This is a genomic window from Streptomyces sp. 11x1, from assembly GCF_032598905.1.
Lineage (GTDB): Bacteria > Actinomycetota > Actinomycetes > Streptomycetales > Streptomycetaceae > Streptomyces.
The window spans coordinates 9,197,061-9,214,311 of record NZ_CP122458.1; the positions used below are offsets into that span (position 1 = coordinate 9,197,061).

Annotated in this window: 17 protein-coding genes and 1 pseudogene; 12 read left to right on the plus strand and 6 right to left on the minus strand. The window is 72.4% G+C overall.

The features are described 5' to 3' along the window. Window positions 1-33: 33 nt before the first annotated feature. Window positions 34-1,203: a thiolase family protein gene (locus P8T65_RS40490; RefSeq protein ID WP_316730369.1), complete on the plus strand. Its 1,170-nt coding sequence runs from the start codon at window positions 34-36 to the stop codon at window positions 1,201-1,203. 81 nt (window positions 1,204-1,284) lie between these two features. Here P8T65_RS40490 and P8T65_RS40495 read toward each other — a convergent pair whose 3' ends face one another. Continuing rightward, window positions 1,285-2,067, minus strand: coding sequence for a VTT domain-containing protein (locus P8T65_RS40495; RefSeq protein WP_316730370.1), 783 nt, complete (start codon window positions 2,065-2,067; stop codon window positions 1,285-1,287). A gap of 512 nt (window positions 2,068-2,579) precedes the next feature. Here P8T65_RS40495 and tuf point away from each other — a divergent pair. Together tuf and P8T65_RS40505 are read left to right on the plus strand one after the other, a co-directional pair. Further along, the gene (gene tuf / locus P8T65_RS40500; RefSeq protein WP_184896718.1) at window positions 2,580-3,749 is read left to right on the plus strand and encodes an elongation factor Tu; all 1,170 of its coding nucleotides are present in this window, start codon (window positions 2,580-2,582) and stop codon (window positions 3,747-3,749) included. A 98-nt stretch (window positions 3,750-3,847) separates the two neighbouring features. Next, entirely contained in the window at window positions 3,848-4,693 is an 846-nt protein-coding gene (locus tag P8T65_RS40505) for a fused MFS/spermidine synthase (RefSeq protein ID WP_316730371.1), read from the plus strand. Here the strand turns inward: P8T65_RS40505 and P8T65_RS40510 are convergent. Together P8T65_RS40510 and P8T65_RS40515 are read right to left on the minus strand one after the other, a co-directional pair. Further along, complete coding sequence (locus P8T65_RS40510) at window positions 4,655-6,034, minus strand: MFS transporter (protein ID WP_316730373.1); 1,380 nt, start codon at window positions 6,032-6,034, stop codon at window positions 4,655-4,657. The genes P8T65_RS40505 and P8T65_RS40510 overlap by 39 nt on opposite strands. Before the next feature lie 156 nt (window positions 6,035-6,190). Next, window positions 6,191-7,246, minus strand: a complete 1,056-nt coding sequence (locus tag P8T65_RS40515) for a hypothetical protein (RefSeq protein WP_316730375.1) — start codon at window positions 7,244-7,246, stop codon at window positions 6,191-6,193. A gap of 250 nt (window positions 7,247-7,496) precedes the next feature. On the opposite strand from P8T65_RS40515, the gene P8T65_RS40520 reads away from it, so the two are divergent. Continuing rightward, the gene (locus P8T65_RS40520) at window positions 7,497-7,934 is read left to right on the plus strand and encodes a DUF4442 domain-containing protein (RefSeq protein ID WP_184898743.1); all 438 of its coding nucleotides are present in this window, start codon (window positions 7,497-7,499) and stop codon (window positions 7,932-7,934) included. A 261-nt stretch (window positions 7,935-8,195) separates the two neighbouring features. Further along, complete coding sequence (locus P8T65_RS40525) at window positions 8,196-8,855, plus strand: DedA family protein (protein ID WP_316730376.1); 660 nt, start codon at window positions 8,196-8,198, stop codon at window positions 8,853-8,855. A gap of 102 nt (window positions 8,856-8,957) precedes the next feature. Here P8T65_RS40525 and P8T65_RS40530 read toward each other — a convergent pair whose 3' ends face one another. Then, on the minus strand, window positions 8,958-9,500 hold the full coding sequence (locus P8T65_RS40530) for a gamma carbonic anhydrase family protein (RefSeq protein ID WP_316730377.1): 543 nt from the start codon (window positions 9,498-9,500) through the stop codon (window positions 8,958-8,960). Window positions 9,501-9,630: 130 nt separating this feature from the next. On the opposite strand from P8T65_RS40530, the gene P8T65_RS40535 reads away from it, so the two are divergent. The 3 genes from P8T65_RS40535 (at window position 9,631) to P8T65_RS40545 (ending at window position 11,716) form a co-directional block, all read left to right on the plus strand. Next, complete coding sequence (locus P8T65_RS40535; protein ID WP_316730378.1) at window positions 9,631-10,374, plus strand: acyltransferase; 744 nt, start codon at window positions 9,631-9,633, stop codon at window positions 10,372-10,374. Window positions 10,375-10,539: 165 nt separating this feature from the next. Next, complete coding sequence (locus P8T65_RS40540) at window positions 10,540-11,112, plus strand: helix-turn-helix domain-containing protein (RefSeq protein WP_184896732.1); 573 nt, start codon at window positions 10,540-10,542, stop codon at window positions 11,110-11,112. A gap of 43 nt (window positions 11,113-11,155) precedes the next feature. After that, a complete protein-coding gene (locus P8T65_RS40545; RefSeq protein WP_316730380.1) occupies window positions 11,156-11,716 on the plus strand; it encodes a YbaK/EbsC family protein in 561 nt (186 codons plus the stop codon). 79 nt (window positions 11,717-11,795) lie between these two features. Here the strand turns inward: P8T65_RS40545 and P8T65_RS40550 are convergent, their stop codons facing one another. Beyond that, complete coding sequence (locus P8T65_RS40550; protein ID WP_316730382.1) at window positions 11,796-12,356, minus strand: NAD(P)H-dependent oxidoreductase; 561 nt, start codon at window positions 12,354-12,356, stop codon at window positions 11,796-11,798. A 160-nt stretch (window positions 12,357-12,516) separates the two neighbouring features. Here P8T65_RS40550 and P8T65_RS40555 point away from each other — a divergent pair, with 160 nt between their 5' ends. From P8T65_RS40555 to P8T65_RS40565, 3 genes are all read left to right on the plus strand, one after another. Further along, window positions 12,517-13,173 carry a TetR/AcrR family transcriptional regulator gene (locus P8T65_RS40555; protein ID WP_316730383.1) on the plus strand — a complete coding sequence of 219 codons (657 nt, stop codon included), beginning with the start codon at window positions 12,517-12,519 and terminating at the stop codon, window positions 13,171-13,173. 82 nt (window positions 13,174-13,255) lie between these two features. After that, window positions 13,256-14,212, plus strand: coding sequence for a MoxR family ATPase (locus tag P8T65_RS40560; RefSeq protein ID WP_316730384.1), 957 nt, complete (start codon window positions 13,256-13,258; stop codon window positions 14,210-14,212). Next, a complete protein-coding gene (locus tag P8T65_RS40565) occupies window positions 14,209-15,729 on the plus strand; it encodes a VWA domain-containing protein (protein ID WP_316730386.1) in 1,521 nt (506 codons plus the stop codon). The genes P8T65_RS40560 and P8T65_RS40565 overlap by 4 nt, the downstream gene beginning before the upstream one ends. 4 nt (window positions 15,730-15,733) lie before the next feature. Here the strand turns inward: P8T65_RS40565 and P8T65_RS40570 are convergent, their stop codons facing one another. Next, on the minus strand, window positions 15,734-16,102 hold the full coding sequence (locus P8T65_RS40570; RefSeq protein ID WP_316730387.1) for a VOC family protein: 369 nt from the start codon (window positions 16,100-16,102) through the stop codon (window positions 15,734-15,736). Between the two features lie 77 nt (window positions 16,103-16,179). On the opposite strand from P8T65_RS40570, the pseudogene P8T65_RS40575 reads away from it, so the two are divergent. Then, window positions 16,180-17,129, plus strand: a pseudogene (locus tag P8T65_RS40575) (universal stress protein). The last annotated feature ends 122 nt before the right edge of the window (window positions 17,130-17,251 follow it).

A 17,251-nucleotide genomic window follows, 5' to 3' on the forward strand; every position in this document is an offset into this window, starting at 1 on the left:
TGGTTCTCCCTGATGGCCGTGGAGGTTCGACCCATGCGTGACGCCGTGATCGTCGAAGCCGTACGCACGCCCCTGGGCAGAGGGAAGCCGAACGGCGCCCTCGCCCATGTCCACCCCGTCCAACTCCTCGCCCACACCCTGCGCGCCCTCGTCGACCGCTCCGGCGTCGATCCGGCGCTGATCGACGACGTCATCGGCGGCACCGTCGGCCAAGTGGGCGAGCAGGCCATGAACACCACCCGCTACGCCGTCCTCGCGGCCGGCTTCCCGGAGACGGTCCCCGCGACCACGGTCGACCGGCAGTGCGGCTCCTCCCAGCAGGCCGTGCACTTCGCGGCCCAGGGTGTCATGTCGGGGGCGTACGACCTGGTGGTCGCCTGCGGGGTCGAGTCGATGAGCCGGGTGCCGATGTGGACCAACGTGCCGCCCGGCACGGACCCCTTCGGGCCGGGGGTCGCCGCGCGCTACCCCGAGGGGCTCGTGCCCCAGGGCATCAGCGCCGAGCTGATCGCCGCGAAGTGGTCGATCGGGCGGGAGCGGATGGACGAGTTCGCGGTGTCGTCCCATCTCCGGGCCGCGGCAGCCTGGGAGGGCGGCCTCTTCGACGCCGAGGTCGCGCCGCTGGACGGGGTGACCCGCGACGAGTGCGTCCGGCCCGGCAGCACGACCGAGATCCTGGCCGGACTCAGGCCCGCCTACCACGACCCCGCCTTCGCCGAGCGGTTCCCGCAGATCGAGTGGAACATCACCGCGGGGAACGCCAGCCCCGTCAACGACGGGGCGTCGGCCGTCCTCGTCACCTCCGGTGAGACGGCGGCGCGGCTGGGGCTGCGCCCCCTCGCCCGGCTGCACTCCTTCGCCGTCACCGGCTCCGATCCGCTGCTGATGCTCACGGGGGTCGTCCCCGCCACCGAGAAGGTGCTGCGCCGCGCGGGGCTGGGCCTCGACGACATCGATCTCTTCGAGGTCAACGAGGCGTTCGCCAGTGTGGTGCTCGCCTGGCAGCAGGAGACGGGGGCCGACCTGGACAAGGTCAACGTCCACGGCGGTGCCGTCGCGCTGGGGCATCCGCTGGGGGCCAGCGGCACCCGGCTGACGACGACGCTGGTGCACGCGATGCGGGAGCGCGGCGCTCGCCATGCGTTGCAGACCATGTGCGAGGCGGGTGGGCTGGCCAACGCGATGGTGCTGGAGGCGGTTTGAGGTGGGGGTCGATCGGGTCGGGGGGCGAGTGCGGGTGGGTGGGGGCTGGTCGCGCAGTTCCCCGCGCCCCTGAAGGGGCCCTCAGCGGGCCCGTAGGTGGTGGCGCTTGCGCCAGGCCACCGTCGCGCCGATCAGGGCCGGGATCGCGATGCAGGCCATGGCGATCAGGAACGCCGGGGAGGTCGGGGACGAGGCACGGGCGCCGGCCACCGCGTAGGCGGCGGTGTTCGGGATCGAGCCGAGCGCGGTGGCCAGGAGGAAGGGCAGATAGCCCATGCGGGAGACCGAGGCGCAGTAGTTGGCCGCCCAGAAGGGCACTCCGGGGAAGAGGCGGGCCGCCAGCATCGAGCGGAAGCCGTGCCGGCTGAGCTGGCCGTCCGCCGACTTCAGCCAGCGGTGGCGCAGCAGCGGCCGCAGGGCGTCCTGACCGAGGACCCGCCCCAGGCCGAAGGCGAGGCCCGCCCCCAGGACCGTGCCCGCGAGCGCCGACGCCAGACCGAGCTGGGAGCCGAAGAGGGCGCCCGCCGCGATGTTGAGGATCGGCCGGGGCACGAAGGCGACCGTGCACAGCCCGTACGCCACCGCGAACACCACGGCCGCGGCGGCACCGCTCAACTGGGGCGGCCAGCCGTCGGCCAGCAGTCGCTGCGGCTCGAACAGCAGCACCGTGGACACGGCGGACAGGAGCAGCGCGACGAGCAGCGAGAACCGCGCCCACGGCGAGAACAGCACTCTGCCCCAACGGGCGGCACGGCCCGGGGGCACGGCCGGGACCGTGACAGGTGCGGCGACGGCGAACTCCGTGGCGGCGGTCCGGGGAAGGACCGTGGCGGTGCCCCCAGAGCGGGTGGTGGCATCGAGCATTCGACGACGGTAACCGACCCGTGTCCGTGTATGCCGTACGGAACGTCTCACGGGCGTCACAGCAAGCGGAACAACAGGCTCGTCAGGCACGGTGCGGCCGGGCCTGCGCGAGGCACCGCACACCATGCCGCCTGCGCCTTCCGGAGCACGGACCCCGGCCGCACACCGTTCATCCCGTGCGTCGTCCTGTGAAGCATCTCTCTTCCGCTCCCTCCCGGAACTCCCGCGGACCGAAAACCATTCGACGCGCCCCGACTTGTCGACGATGATCGACGTCATGTTCCGGCACGCCTTCGCTCTCGACGCATCCGCGACAGTCGCGGATGCCCCGAAGGCTGCCCTTCTGATCGTCGTGGCCGCCGCGGACGGCGCCCGAAGCTGACCCTTCCCGGACATTCCGGCGGACCCCGCAGGGGGAGGGTCGGCAAGACCTCGGGGTCCCCGTCCCGGCCGCCACTGCGTGCCGCCGGGGCCATCACTCAGTACCGCTGAAGAGGCTTCGAGGTACCGCCATGTCCAAGACTGCTTACGTCCGCACGAAACCGCATCTCAACATCGGCACGATGGGTCACGTCGACCACGGCAAGACCACCCTGACCGCCGCCATCACCAAGGTCCTCGCCGAGCGCGGGGCCGGTACGTTCGTCCCGTTCGACCGTATCGACCGCGCCCCCGAGGAGGCGGCGCGCGGCATCACCATCAACATCGCGCACGTCGAGTACGAGACCGACACCCGGCACTACGCGCACGTCGACATGCCCGGCCACGCCGACTACGTCAAGAACATGGTCACCGGCGCCGCGCAGCTCGACGGGGCGATCCTCGTCGTCTCCGCGCTCGACGGGATCATGCCGCAGACCGCCGAGCACGTGCTGCTCGCCCGGCAGGTGGGCGTCGACCACGTCGTCGTCGCCCTCAACAAGGCCGACGCCGGGGACGAGGAGCTCACCGACCTCGTGGAGCTGGAGGTCCGCGAGCTGCTCACCGCGCACGGGTACGGCGGTGACTCCGTACCCGTCGTCCGGGTCTCCGGGCTTCGGGCCCTCGAAGGGGACCCACGGTGGACGGCGTCGATCGACGCGCTGCTGGACGCCGTGGACACCTATGTCCCGATGCCGGAGCGGTACCTGGACGCGCCGTTCCTGTTGTCCGTGGAGAACGTGCTGACGATCACCGGGCGGGGGACCGTCGTCACCGGGGCCGTCGAGCGGGGCACGATCCGGGTGGGCGACCGCGTCGAGGTGCTCGGCGCGGGGATCGAGACCGTCGTCACCGGCGTCGAGACCTTCGGCAAGCCCATGGAGGAGGCGCAGGCCGGGGACAACGTGGCGCTGCTGCTGCGCGGGGTGGGACGCGACGCCGTCCGACGTGGGCACGTCGTCGCCGCGCCCGGCAGCGTCGAGCCCCGGCGGCACTTCACCGCGCAGGTGTACGTGCTCTCGGCGCGGGAGGGGGGTCGCACGACCCCGGTGTCCAGCGGGTACCGGCCCCAGTTCTACATCCGCACGGCCGACGTGGTGGGCGACATCGACCTCGGCGAGGTCGCCGTCGCCAGGCCGGGGGAGCGGGTCACGATGAGTGTGGAGCTGGGCCGGGAGGTTCCGTTGGAGCCGGGGCTCGGGTTCGCCATCCGCGAGGGCGGCCGGACCGTGGGGGCGGGGACCGTGACGGCGGTGCGGTAGACGGCTCGCCACGGGCGGGGGACCGCGGGCCGGCGCACGGCCGGTCGCGCGGTTCCCCGCGCGTCCCGCGGGCCGCTCCCTGCACCAGAATGGGGAGCGTGAACGAAGCCATACCCGTCTCCCGTGCCATCGACCGGGGCACCGCCAAGCTCATGCCCGACGTCGACCGGGAACGGGCCTGGCTGTTGACCGTGGACGGGGCGCCGCAGTCGTACGTCGATCTGGACGAGCCCACCCATCTGGAGTTCGAGTACGCGCGGCGGCTCGGGCACGTGCTGGACACGGTCGCGGAGCCGGGGTTGCCACTCGACGTGGTGCACGTCGGCGGGGGCGCGCTCACCCTGCCCCGCTACGTGGCTGCCACCCGGCCCGGGTCCCGGCAGCGGGTCGTCGAGTACGACCGGGGCCTGCTGGACCTGGTCGTCGAGCAGCTGCCGCCGCCCGCCGACGCGGACATCGCGCTGCACGGGGCGGACGCGAGGCAATGGCTCGAAGCGGCCCCCGCCGACTCCGCCGACGTCCTCGTGGGCGATGTGTTCGGCGGTTCACGGGTCCCGGCGCATCTGTCGACCGTGGGGTACGCGCGGGCCGTCGAACGGGTGCTGCGCGCGGACGGTGTGTACCTGGCGAACCTGGCCGATGCCGCGCCGTTCACCTTCCTGCGCTCCCAACTGGCCACGCTGGCAACGGTGTTCGAGGAGCTGTCGCTGATCGCCGAACCGGCGGTGCTGCGCGGCCGGAGGTTCGGCAACGCCGTGCTGGTCGCCGCCCATCGACCGCTCGACATAGCCGTCCTGGCCCGGCGGGCCGCCGCCGACGCCTTCCCCGCGCGGGTCGAGCACGGCACGGCGCTGCGCGCGTTCATCGGCGGCGCCGCGCCCGTGCGCGAGGAGAACGCCGTACCGTCACCCGAGCCGCCCGACGGGGCCTTCGGCATCGGCTGAACCGGGCTCGCCGTCGGTCGTACGACCCGGCTCGGGCCGCGGGGCGGCGGCGGACCCGGTCCCGTCCCCGGCAGCGGGTTCGGGGCCGGCGCCGGGTTTGGCCAGGGCAACCGGCGTGCTGTGCCGGGTCAGGTTGCGCACGTCCCGTACGCACAGCACGGCGGCCGTCGCGGCCACGCACAGCCCGGCACAGCCCCACAGGGCGGTCGTCCGTCCGAAGGCGCTCTCCGCCGGGCCCGCCAGCGCGGCGGCGAGCGGCACCATCGCCACCGAGCCGAACCAGTCGTACGCGGAGACCCGGGACAGCTTGTCCTCGGGGATCTCCTGGTGCAGCGCGGTCATCCAGGAGACCCCGAACACCTCGATCGACAGACCGCTGACGAACATGGTCAGGCACAGCACGGCGATCGGCACCGGCACGGCCAGCGCGGCGGACGGCAGGGCGAAGGGGAAGACGCACAGGACGCCTACGAGGAGGAGACGGCGTGGTTTCCAGCGGGCCATGAGCAGCGCTCCGGCGGCGTTGCCGGCCCCGAAGAAACCCAGGGCCAGGCCCCAGGGGCCCGGCCCGCCCAGGCTGTCCCGGGCGACCTGCGGGCCGTAGACCGCGTCGGCGGCGACGATCACCGCGTTCACCAGGGAGAACTGGACGACGATCGCCCACAGCCAGGTACGGCCGGTGAACTCCCGCCAGCCGTCCCGGAGATCCGCGAGCAGTCCGCCGCCCGCCCCGCGCTCCGGTATGTGGCTCACGTCCAGGAAGGCGCGCAGGGCGCCGGCCAGGGCGAACGCCGCCGCGTCCACCGCGAGCACCCAGCCGGGGCCGATCACCGCGATCAGGGCGCCGCCGAGGGCCGCGCCGCTCATGGTCGCGCCCTGCGAGGCGAAGCGGAACAGTGCGAAGGCCCGGCCCGCCTGCTCGGCGGTGACGGAGGACAGCAGCATGCCCTCGGCGGCCGGGCCGAAGAACGCGTGGCCGACGCCGCCGAGCGCGGAGAGCAGCATCATCTGCCACAGCCGTGCCTCGCCGGTGAGGACCAGGGCGGCGAAGGCGGCCTGGGAGAGACAGTTGAGGACGTTCGCCGCGACCATCACCCGGTGCCGGGGCAACCGGTCGGCGATCGCACCGCCGACCAGCAGGAACAGCACCAGGGGCAGGGTGCGCGCGGCCGCGACCAGCCCGACGTCCCCGCCGTCGCCGCCCGCCTCCAGGACCGCGAACGCGGCCGCGATCAGGGCGCCGTTGCTGCCCAGGTTGGTGACGACCGCGGCCGTCGTCAGCAGGGTGTAGTTGCGGCCGGCCCATGCGGGGCGGCGACGGGGAGCGGCGGGAGTGGTCACCCGCCGACTATCGCCGCCCCGACACCTTCTGCCAAACCGTTTCCTCATCTGATGCGGCGGGATCGGGCCAGGCGAGGCCGCCCCTTGGCGGCGGGCCCTGTGCGGTGGGCGTCGGCTTCACCGGAGTTCGCCGGCGAGGGCCGGCCGTGTGGCCGCTCAGCCGCCTGTCGGGTCGCCGTAGAGGCGTACCGTGCTCAGGATCTTCTGCACCGTCGCGTCCGGGACCTCCTCCTGCACGTCCTTGTCACCGTGGAAGGTCCAGGAGACGTAGTCACCGGCCGAGTTCTTGAAGGCGAACGTCGTCGCCTTGCCGTCGGTGTCGCACTTGCCCTTCTTGGCGACGCCCGTCGAGTACGTGGTCGCGACACTGCCCTCGACGCCCGACGTCGTGGTGTACGCCTTGGGCTTGCCGATGGTCAACTTCTTCTTCGAGGCGGGCTTCTGGTCGGTGTACCCGCCGAAGACCCACCACGCCGAGTCGTTGCGGGCGATGTCCTCGGTGCCCTTGGCGCCCTGCTGGCCCTTGGTGCCCGCGGCGGCGAGGGAACTCGACTCCTTGCGGCCGTCCTTGTCGTCGTCGGAGGTGCAGTACTTCTCCTTGAGGACGGCGGGCGCCGACATCCCGATGAGGACCGAGCCGTCGCCCTTCTCGGAGTCCTCGAAGCCGATGAAGGTGTCGGGCGACTGCACCTCCCAGTCGGCGGGCACGTCGAAGGCCGTACCCCACTTGGGGTTGACGACGACCTTCCAGCCCTCGACGGTCGGCTTCGCGCCGGCGTCCTCGCCGCGCGGGTTGTCCTCGCTCTCGGACGCGGTCGGCGACGGGGAGCCCGAAGGAGCGGACTGGGTCTGCGACTTGTCCTTGTCGCTGTCGGCGCCGAGCACCAGGAACCCCGTCACACCGGCAGCCACGACCACGGCCGTGGCCGCGACGATCGCGATCAGCTTCGTCCGGTTGCCGCCGCCTCCGCCCGGCGGCACCGGCGGGCCCGCGGGGGCCTGCGCGCCCCACTGCGGTTGCTGCCCGTACTGGGCCTGCTGACCCGTCGACTGGTATCCGGGCTGCTGGTAGGGGTTCGGCTGCTGGTACCCCTGCTGTTGGTATCCCGGCTGTACCGGCTGTCCGGACTGGTCGTACCCCGGCTGCTGGTACGGGTTCGGCTGCTGCGGTTGGTGCTCGCCCCCGGGCGGCTGCTGCTGTCCTGGCCACATGGCTCGTAACCATAGATGCGCCGGGGGGCGGGGTGCCACGGGAGTCCACGAAGCTGCTTTGCAGTCGGGACGAACGGCTCCAAATCACCCCGAGGCGGCGGCCTTTGGCCCGACGTCCCCCGCGCCGCCGGGAGGTGCTCGGCCGATCACGGAGATGCCGGGTTCTCGGACGCGAACGCCTCCGCCCGGCGAGAGCCCCTGGTCATGGCTGCCTACTGGCGGGTAACATCGCGCCATGAGCGCAGACCAGATGTCGATCGGCGAGATGCTCGCCGCCACGGTGCCGATGGCCAGGACCCTGAAGCTGGAGTTCCTGGAGGCCACCCCGGAGAAGGCCGTGGTGGCGCTGCCGGACCAGGGTGAGTTCCACAACCATGTCGGCGGACCGCACGCCGGTGCCATGTTCACGCTGGGGGAGACGGCGAGCGGGGCGATCGTCCTCGCCGCGTTCGGGGACCAGCTCTCGCGCGCCGTGCCGCTCGCGGTCCGCGCGGAGATCGCGTACAAGAAGCTCGCGATGGGGCAGGTCACGGCCACCGCGACCCTCGGCCGCCCCGCCGCCGAGGTCGTGGCCGAACTCGACGCCGGACAGCGCCCGGAGTTCCCCGTCACCATCGCGATCCGACGTGCCGACGGAGCCGTGACGGGCGAGATGACGGTCGTCTGGACGCTTCGCCCCAACGCGTGATCCGGTGGTGCCCCGGTGGGCCCGACGCCGGGCACCGGCGTGCTCCGGCGCCCCGCCCCCACAGGGCGGTGACGCACTGGGCGCGGCCGTGCACGGTGAGCACCGGTGTGACCCGTGGGGCAACCCGCGGGACCCCGTCGCCGTCCGAGTAAGCGGGTAGGCTGCCCCGGCGCGCGCTCCGTCGAGAGCGGGCGCCGGGGGTCATGAGTACCGCCTCACCCACTTGATCCACTTGATCCGCTCGCACGGGAGGAACCGGCTTTGCACGTCCAGGAGTGGCTCGAAACAGTGCCTCCGCTCAGCATCTACCTGCTGGTGGGGCTGGTCATCGGCCTGGAGAGCCTGGGCATCCCGCTGCCGGGCGAGATCATCCTGGTCTCCTCTGCGCTGCTCGCGTCCCAGCACGGAGAGATCGACCCCTTCGTCCTCGGGGCCTGCGCCACCGCCGGCGCGATCATCGGCGACTCCATCGGTTACGCCATCGGCCGCAGGGGCGGACGTCCCCTGCTGGCCAAGCTCAACCGACGGTTCCCCAAGCACTTCAGCGAGAGCAACATCGCCGTCGCCGAGCGCTCCTTCGACCGGTGGGGCATGTGGGCCGTCTTCTTCGGCCGTTTCATCGCCCTGCTCCGCATCTTCGCGGGCCCCCTCGCCGGCGTCCTCCAGATGCCCTACTGGCGCTTCCTCGTCGCCAACGTCCTTGGCGGCATCCTCTGGGCCGGCGGTACCACCGCCGTCATCTACTACGTCGGCATCGTCGCCGAGGCCTGGCTCAAGCGCTTCTCCTGGCTGGGCCTGGTCCTGGCGGTCCTGATCGGCGTCACCTCGATGCTGGTGATCAAGCGCAAGGCGAAGAAGGCCGCGGAGAAGGCGGAGACGGCCGAGACGGCCGAGGGGGAACTGGTCACCGCCGCGGAGTGAGACGTGCGACGGGAGGCGCGCGGCCGCCGAGTGCCGGCCCGCCGGGCCCACCACCCGCGGGCGGTCCGCGCCCCGTGCCCCTCCCGCGCCCGCGCGCCGGTCCTACGCCCCGTACTCCTCCTGCGCCTTCCGGTGCGCCTTGGCCAGCTCCGTGTAGTGCGTGCCGTTCAGCGTCACCAGCTGCCGCTCCTCGTCGGTGAGCGGTCGCTTCACCTTCGCGGGCACCCCCGCCACCAGTGATCCGGGCGGCACCCGCATCCCCTGCGGGACCAGGGCCTGCGCGGCGACCAGGGACCCCGCGCCGATCACCGCGCCGTTCAGCACCGTCGCGCCCATCCCGATCAGACAGTCGTCCTCGACGGTCGCCCCGTGCACCACCGCGTTGTGCCCGATCGACACACGCTCGCCGATCGAGATGGGAAAGCCGAGGTCGACGTGGAGCGTGCAGTTGTCCTGGACGTTGGTGTCCGCGCCGATGACGATCGGCTCGAACTCGGCCCGCAGCACCGCCCCGTACCAGACGCTCGACCCCGGCCGCAGGGTCACGTCGCCGATCACCGTCGACGTGGGGGAGACGAACGCGGCCTCCTCCACCTCCGGCTTCTTGCCGTCGAACGTCGTGATGAGGGCCCGCTGCCGGTTCATCGCCGCCTCCAGATGCTGGGTGAAGATCAGTCCTCACCCGCACCGTAAGCCATGGGGTGCGCGTCGCGTGGGGTGAAGATCACAGCCGTACGACGTCCTGCCGGTGCCGCCCGGTGAGTACGGTGAGCGGGTGCCGAAGAAGAACACGTTCTCGTCCTGGGCGGGCCGCCTCGCGCAGCGCGCCGTCCACGCGGGCTGGGCGTGGCTGCAGCGCACGGGGTCGGTGACGGCCGAGCGGCCCGGCCGCTTCCGCTTCGGCGCGATGGGAACGGGTACCAGGCTGGCCTTTCCGCTCGGCACGGTCTTCGGCGAGCCGTGGATCCACCTGGGCTCCCACTGCATCATCGGCGAGCAGGTCACCCTGACCGCCGGACTGATGCCCGACCTGGACCTCGGCGCGGAACCGATCCTGCGCATCGGGGACGGCGTCGTGCTCGGGCGCGGCAGCCATGTCATCGCCGACACCACCGTCACGATCGGCAGCGACTGCTACTTCGGGCCGTACGTGTACGTGACCTCCACCAACCACTCCTACGACGACCCGCACCAGCCGATCGGCAAGCAGTGGCCCCGTATGGACCCGGTGTCGATCGGACGCGGCTGCTGGATCGGCACCGGCGCGGTGATCCTGCCGGGGGCGCGGGTCGGGCGCAACGTGGTGGTCGCGGCGGGGGCGGTGGTGCGCGGGACGGTGCCGGACCACTCGGTGGTGGCCGGGGCGCCCGCGCGGGTCGTGCGCCGGTGGGACCCGGTGGCGGGGTGGCAGCCGCCGATCCGGACACCCGCGCCGGTCCCGATCCCCGACGGGGTCACACCGGAGCAGTTGCTGGCGCTCGCCGAGTGGGACGCGGAGGGGGCGGAGGAGTCCGCCTAGGCACGCGGGGGCAGCCGCACATGACCACGCCCCACGGCCCTGGAGGGGCGCCGCCCTCGCAGTACAGTTCGGTGAACGTCGGGTGCACCTCACCTCGTTCAACGTGTTGGACTCTGTCACCGAGACAACTGAGACAACCGAGACGACTGAGACTTTGGACGGAATGTGTCGGACCTCGACCTGCTGACCCAGTCCCTGGCGCGGAACGTCAAGCGCTGGCGCACCGAGCGGGGGTTCACCCTGGACACCCTGGCGGCTCGCGCCGGAGTCAGCCGCGGGATGCTCATCCAGATCGAACAGGCCCGCACCAACCCCAGTCTCGGCACCGTCGTCAAGATCGGCGACGCCCTCGGTGTCAGCATCACCACCCTGCTCGACTACGCGCAGGGGCCCAAGGTCAGGGTCGTTCCGGCCGAGCAGGTGGTGCGGCTGTGGCACACCGAGGCGGGCAGCTACAGCCGGCTGCTGGCCGGTACGGAGGCGCCCGGTCCGCTGGAGATGTGGAACTGGCGGCTGATGCCGGGGGAGGGCAGCCGGTCGGACCCGCACCCCGGGGGCACGGTCGAGATCGCGCATGTCACGGCGGGCGAGCTGACCCTCACCGTGGAGGGTGCCGAGTACCGGGTCCCGGCCGGCGCGAGCGTCACCTTCGAGGCCAACGCGCCCCACGAGTACGCCAATCGGGGCGAGGTGCCGACCGAGATGGTGCTGACGGTCTCGGTGCCCGGCGTGCACTGAGACGGCGGATCAGGGGCCCACGGGCTTTGTTACCGTGCGGCCCATGCGCGCACCCATCGGAGACTTCGACCACGCCACCCCCGCCCCCGACTGCCTGGACGATCTCGTCCGCCCGGTCGCCGACGCCGTACGCGGCTGGTCCGGCAGCGTGCCTGCCGACCGGTTCCTGTACGTCGAGACGGACCCCGAGTGGGCCGACACCGCGGTGTTCGTCCAGCACTACGGGCAGGACCTGCTCGAACGATCCGCCAACTGCGTGGTCGTCGCGGGCAAGCGGGGCGGCGAGTCGAGCCTGGCCGCCTGTGTCGTGCTCTCCACCACCCGCGTCGACGTCAACGGCGTGGTCCGCCGTCAACTGGGCGCCCGCAAGGCCTCGTTCGCGTCGATGGACACCGCCACCGGGGAGACCGGGATGGAGTACGGCGGCATCACGCCGGTCGGGCTGCCGGCGTCGTGGCCGGTCCTGGTCGACGCGGCCGTGGTCGACCTGCCCTACGTCCTGGTCGGCAGCGGACGGCGGCGCGGCAAGCTGCTGGTACCGGGGAAGGCGTTCGCGGAGCTGCCGAACGCGGTGGTGCTGGAGGGGCTGGGCGTCACCGTCTGAAGGGCATCAGCCCCGCAACGCCGACGTCGAGCCCCGGGTGGCGGCCCGGAACCCGACGAGGTGTGGCTGAGGACTAACCTCAGGCGGCGGCGGTGTCGGCCTTGGTGCTGAGCTGGGCCAGGACCTCGGTGAGGCCGGTGACGACCTCGGCGTCGTCGGCCGGGTGGGTCTCGGCGAAGCGGACGACCGAGCCGGGGATGGAGAGCTTGGCCTCCTCCAGGACCGTGGCGCCGGCGATGCCGACGGCCTTGCGGGTCTCGTCCTGCGCCCACACGCCGCCGAACTGGCCGAACGCGGTGCCGACCACGGCGACGGGCTTGCCGGTGAAGGCGCCGGCGCCGTACGGGCGCGACAGCCAGTCGATGGCGTTCTTCAGGACGGCGGGGATGGTGCCGTTGTACTCGGGGGAGAAGAGCAGGAAGCCGTCGGCCTGGCCGGCGGCCTCACGCAGCCGGGCAGCGGTGGCCGGGAGGGCGGCCTCGTTGTCGATGTCCTCGTTGTAGAACGGGACGTCGGCCAGACCCTCGTACAGCTCGATCTCGACGCCCTCGGGGGCGTGCTTCACGGCCGCCTCGGCGAGCTGGCGGTTGTGCGAACCGGCGCGAAGGCTGCCGACGAGCGCGAGGATGCGTACGGACATGAGCTGACTCCTAGCAAGGATGTGCACGTAAGGAACACGTCAGGAAAAGCCGACGGGCCGAGGCCCGCGGGAAAAACTAAACGGACCGGGGTCCGTTGAAATTTGTAGCAGCTATCCGGACCGGGGTCCACTTGTGTGTGGTGAGCGTTACGCTCTTTTCATGAAAGAGTCGCTGCCGCCCTTCCCGGCGCCTCAGGCCCCCGACCCCCTCGACGGACTGCTGGACCTCACCCCCACTGCCTCCGACCAGCCACGGCTGCGCGCGGACGCGGCCCGCAACCGTACGCGCCTGCTGGAGGTCGCCGCCCGGCTCGCGGCGGAGTGCGGAGCCGCCAACCTGACGATGGAGGGCGTGGCGACCGCCGCCGAGGTGGGCAAGGGCACCGTCTTCCGGCGGTTCGGCGACCGGTTCGGGCTCCTGGTCGCGCTCCTGGACCACCACGAGCGGGAGTTCCAGGCCTCCTTCCTGACCGGCCCGCCGCCGCTCGGCCCCGACGCGCCTCCCGTCGAGCGGCTCCGGGCCTTCGGCGCCGCCGTCATCCGCCACGAGTACGCCCACCGCGACCTCTACCTCGCCGCCCGCGCGGCCGCCACCCGCAGGCATGCCCACCCGGCCGCCCAGCTCCGCCTCGCCCACCTGTGCATGCTGCTGCGCCGCGCCGGGACGCAGGGCGACATCGAACTGCTGGCGCAGACCCTGCTGGGCTACCTGGACATCAACCTCGTCGACCACCTGGTGGAGCGGCGCGGGATGTCCCTCGACCGGCTGGAGCTCGGGTGGGGGGACCTGATCACGCGGCTGGTCGTGACGGCTTAGCGCAGCCCAAGCGACCGCTTGGTAACTTTGGTGAGGGTGTCGGGGAGGTGCCTCGTACGCCGGGCGGAGCGGGAGGGGCCACATGACCGACACGAACGTGGTGAACGGCGTCGGCGGCGCGCGGGACGAAAACGGCACGCGCGGCCCGAGCGGCGGGCGCGCGGGGGAGGACTTCGTCGGCACCGGCTTCTTCTCGTCCGTGGACGACGTCTCCGCACAGCTCGCGGAAGCCGGCTATCTGGCCTCCACCGCCGTCGCCACCACGGTCTTCCTGGCCGACCGGCTAGGCAAGCCGCTGCTGGTGGAGGGCCCCGCAGGCGTCGGCAAGACCGAGCTGGCCAAGGCCGTCGCCCAGGTGGGCGCCGCCCGCCTGGTCCGGCTCCAGTGCTACGAGGGCATCGACGAGTCCCGCGCCCTGTACGAGTGGAACCACGCCAAGCAGCTGCTGCGCATCACGGCCGGGCGCGACGAGGCCTGGGACGAGACGCGCTCCGACATCTTCAGCGAGGAGTTCCTCCTCACCCGCCCCCTGCTGACTGCGATCCGGGGCGACGAGCCGACCGTGCTCCTCATCGACGAGACCGACAAGGCGGACGTCGAGGTCGAGGGGCTGCTGCTGGAAGTGCTGAGCGACTTCCAGGTCACCGTTCCCGAGCTGGGCACGATCGCCGCGACCAGGCGCCCCTTCACCGTCCTCACCTCGAACGCCACGCGGGAGCTCTCCGAGGCGCTCCGCCGCCGCTGCCTCTTCCTCCACCTCGACTTCCCCGACGCCGAGTTGGAGCAGCGGATCGTACGGCTCAGGGTCCCCGGCCTGGACGCCGCGCTCGCCGACTCGCTGGTCCGGGTGGTCGGTGCGCTGCGCGAGATGGAGCTGCGCAAGGCACCCTCCGTCGCCGAGACGATCGACTGGGCGCGCACCCTGCTCGCCCTCGGCGCCGACACCCTCGACGAGACGGTCGTCCGGGACAGTCTCGGCGTGATCCTCAAGCACCAGGACGACATCGAGAAGGCCGCGCGGAAGCTGACGCTGGTATGAGCGGTTCGCCCGGCTCTCCCGCCTCCTCGGCGTCCTCCGTCTCTCCGCTGGCCGAGCGGCTGACCGCGCTGGTCCGGGCGTTGCGTGGCCACGGGATACGGATCGGACCCGGTGAGACCGTGGACGCGGCGGCCGTGCTGGAGGTGCTGGGTCTCGCCGACCGGGAGCGGATCCGGGAGGGGCTGGCGGCGGCACTGCTCCGTGCCGACCGGCAGCGACCCGTCTTCGACGCGACCTTCGAGCTGTACTTCCCGCTCGGCGTGGGGGAGTTGACGGGGGCGCGGGGCGCGTCGGCCGGGGACCGGGACGAGTTGCGGGAGCGGCTCGCCGAGGCGCTGGCCGCGCACGACACGGCCGCGCTCACCCGACTCGCCGCCGAGGCCGTGGAACTGCTCGGCCGCTACGGCTCCCCCGGCTCCGACGGCTGGTCCGCCCACCAGACGCTGGACCGCCTCCGCCCGCAGACGCTGCTGGCACGGATCCTGGCGAGTGCGAGGGAACAGGGGGCGGGCGCGGAGCCCGGGCTCACCGGTGCCGGTGGGGGAGGTGGGGCCGGTGGCGCGTTCCGTATGGGGTTCGGTGGAGGGCTCACCCTCGGCCCGGGAGGAAGCACCGCGTCTGGGCTCGGTTCGGCAGGGTTCACCGAGCGGCTGGACGCCGACGAGGTCCGGCGCCGTATCGAGGACTTCCGCGACCGGGTACGGACGGAGGCGCGGCGGCGGGTCGCCGAGCGCCGGGGCGCGGACATGATCGCCGAGCGGGGTGTCGCGCGGAGCGCCGACCAGGTCGACTTCCTCGTCGCGAACCGTGAGCAACTCGTCGAACTGCGCCGTACCGTCCAGCCGTTGGCGCGTAAGCTCGCGACCCGACTGGCCGCCAGGCGGCGCCGGGCCGCGCGCGGTCAGATCGACATCCGGCGCACGCTACGGCGCTCGCTGTCCACCGGGGGCGTACCGCTGCGTCCCGCCCATCGACGGCAGCGGCCGGCCCGTCCGGAGATCGTGCTGCTCTGTGACGTCTCCGGGTCGGTCGCCGGGTTCGCCAACTTCACGATGCTCCTGGTGCAGGCGATGCGGGACCAGTTCAGCAAGGTGCGGGTCTACGCCTTCGTCAATCGCGTCGACGAGGTCACCCGCCTCGTCACCACCGGTCAGGCCGACCCGGCCGAACTCGGCCGCCGGATCGCCACCGAGGCCACCCTCACCGGTTGGCACGGCAGCAGCGACTACGGGGCCGCGCTCGGTGAGTTCGTCGAGCGCCATCTCGACGCCGTGGGCCCCCGTACGTCGGTGATCGTGCTCGGGGACGCCCGCACCAACGGGTTCGACCCCAACGAGGAGGCCCTGCGGCGCATCGCGGCCCGGGCCCGCCGCGTGCACTGGCTGAACCCCGAGACGCCGAGCACCTGGGGGGTGGGCGACTCCGCCGCCCCGGTCTACGCCGGGATCGTCGACATGCACACCTGCCGGAACGCGCGGCGGCTCGGGGAACTGGTGACGCGGTTGCTGCCGGTGTGAGGGATCACTCCCGGCCGGTGTCGATCACACAGAAGCGGTTGCCCTCCGGGTCGGTGAGGACGACGAAGTCGGCGTCCTCCGGGTAGTCGTCCCAGTCGACGCGGTGCGCGCCGAGACCGACCAGTCGCTCGACCTCGGCGGCCTGGTCCCGCGCGTCGCCCGCGTAAAGGTCCAGGTGCACCCGGGGCCGATCCTGCACGGGTGTCTCGCTGAGACCCACGGAGATCTGCGCGCCGACGCCCCGCGGATCCACCAGGACCACCCAGTCGTCCTCCGGCTCCTCGCGGGGGACGTACCCGAGGGCACCCATCCAGAACGCCGCCGCCCGCCGCACGTCGGACGCGCCCAGCACCACGGATCCGATTCTCAGCACGGTCCGATTCTCGCCCCTGCGGATCCGCCGCCGTGCGGCGACGCTGGGATCAGGCCTCGACCTCAGGAGGTGCGTCCATGTCCCGCACCGTCACCGTGGGCATCGACGGTTCGCGCGAGAGCCTCGCCGCCGCCGAGTAGGCGGCCCGGGAGGCAGGGCTGCGGGCCCTGCCGCTGAGGCTGCTCAACGTCTGGGAGCCGGTTTCCGAGCCGATGGGGCGGCCGTCAGCGATGGGGGCGGAAGGTGAGTCGGGGGTGGAGGAGGGCCGGAACCGTGAGGGGCAGCACGGCGCGGGGGTCGGGAAGATCCTGAGGGAGACCGCCGACGGGATTCGGCGGCGCCACCCCGCTGTGGACGTCTGCGTCGACCAGTTGACGGGGCGGGCGTCCGAGGAACTGGTGAATGCGGCAGCGGAGGCCGAGCTGGTGGTCCTCGGCTCCCGGGGGCTCAGCGGGATCGCCGGCTTCCTGCTCGGTTCCGTGGGGCTGCACGTGGTCGCACACACCGAGCGGCCCGTCGTCCTCGTGCGGGCCGGGGAGCGGGCGGCGGAGGAGCACGCGCCCGGCCCGGCCGGGGCTCCGGCCGCCGCGACGCCGTTCCGGCCCGTCGTGCTCGGCGTGGACCTCGCGCACCCGGATCCCACGCTGATCCGGTTCGCGTGCGAGGCGGCCGCCGCGCGGGGCACCGCGCTGCGCGTCCTGCACGACTGGAGTCCTCCGCCGCGGTCCGGACTGCGGGAGAGGCCGGGCCCGGGCGAGGATCTCGATGCCGACCTGGGCGGTATGGACGCCGCCGGGCTGAGTGCGGCGCTGCGTCCCTGGCGGCTGGAGTATCCGTCCGTCGAGGTGGTGGAGGAGTCGCTGCGCGGGAAGGCCGCCGAGCATCTGCTGGAGGCGTCCCGGGACGCCTCCCTGCTCGCCGTCGGGCGCCGCGTCCGCCGTTCGCCGCTGGGGCGCACATCGGTCCGGTGACCCATGTGGTGCTGCACCACGTCGGTGCACCGGTGGCGGTCGTTCCGTACGACTGAAGACATCGATCCTCTCAAGAAGCACCGATATCGATCACAAGACGACCAAAGTCAGTCCTAAAATGCCCTCTCGCAGTCGCACGCTACCGACGTGGCAGCGCGTTCCGGTGCGTGTGGTTGAA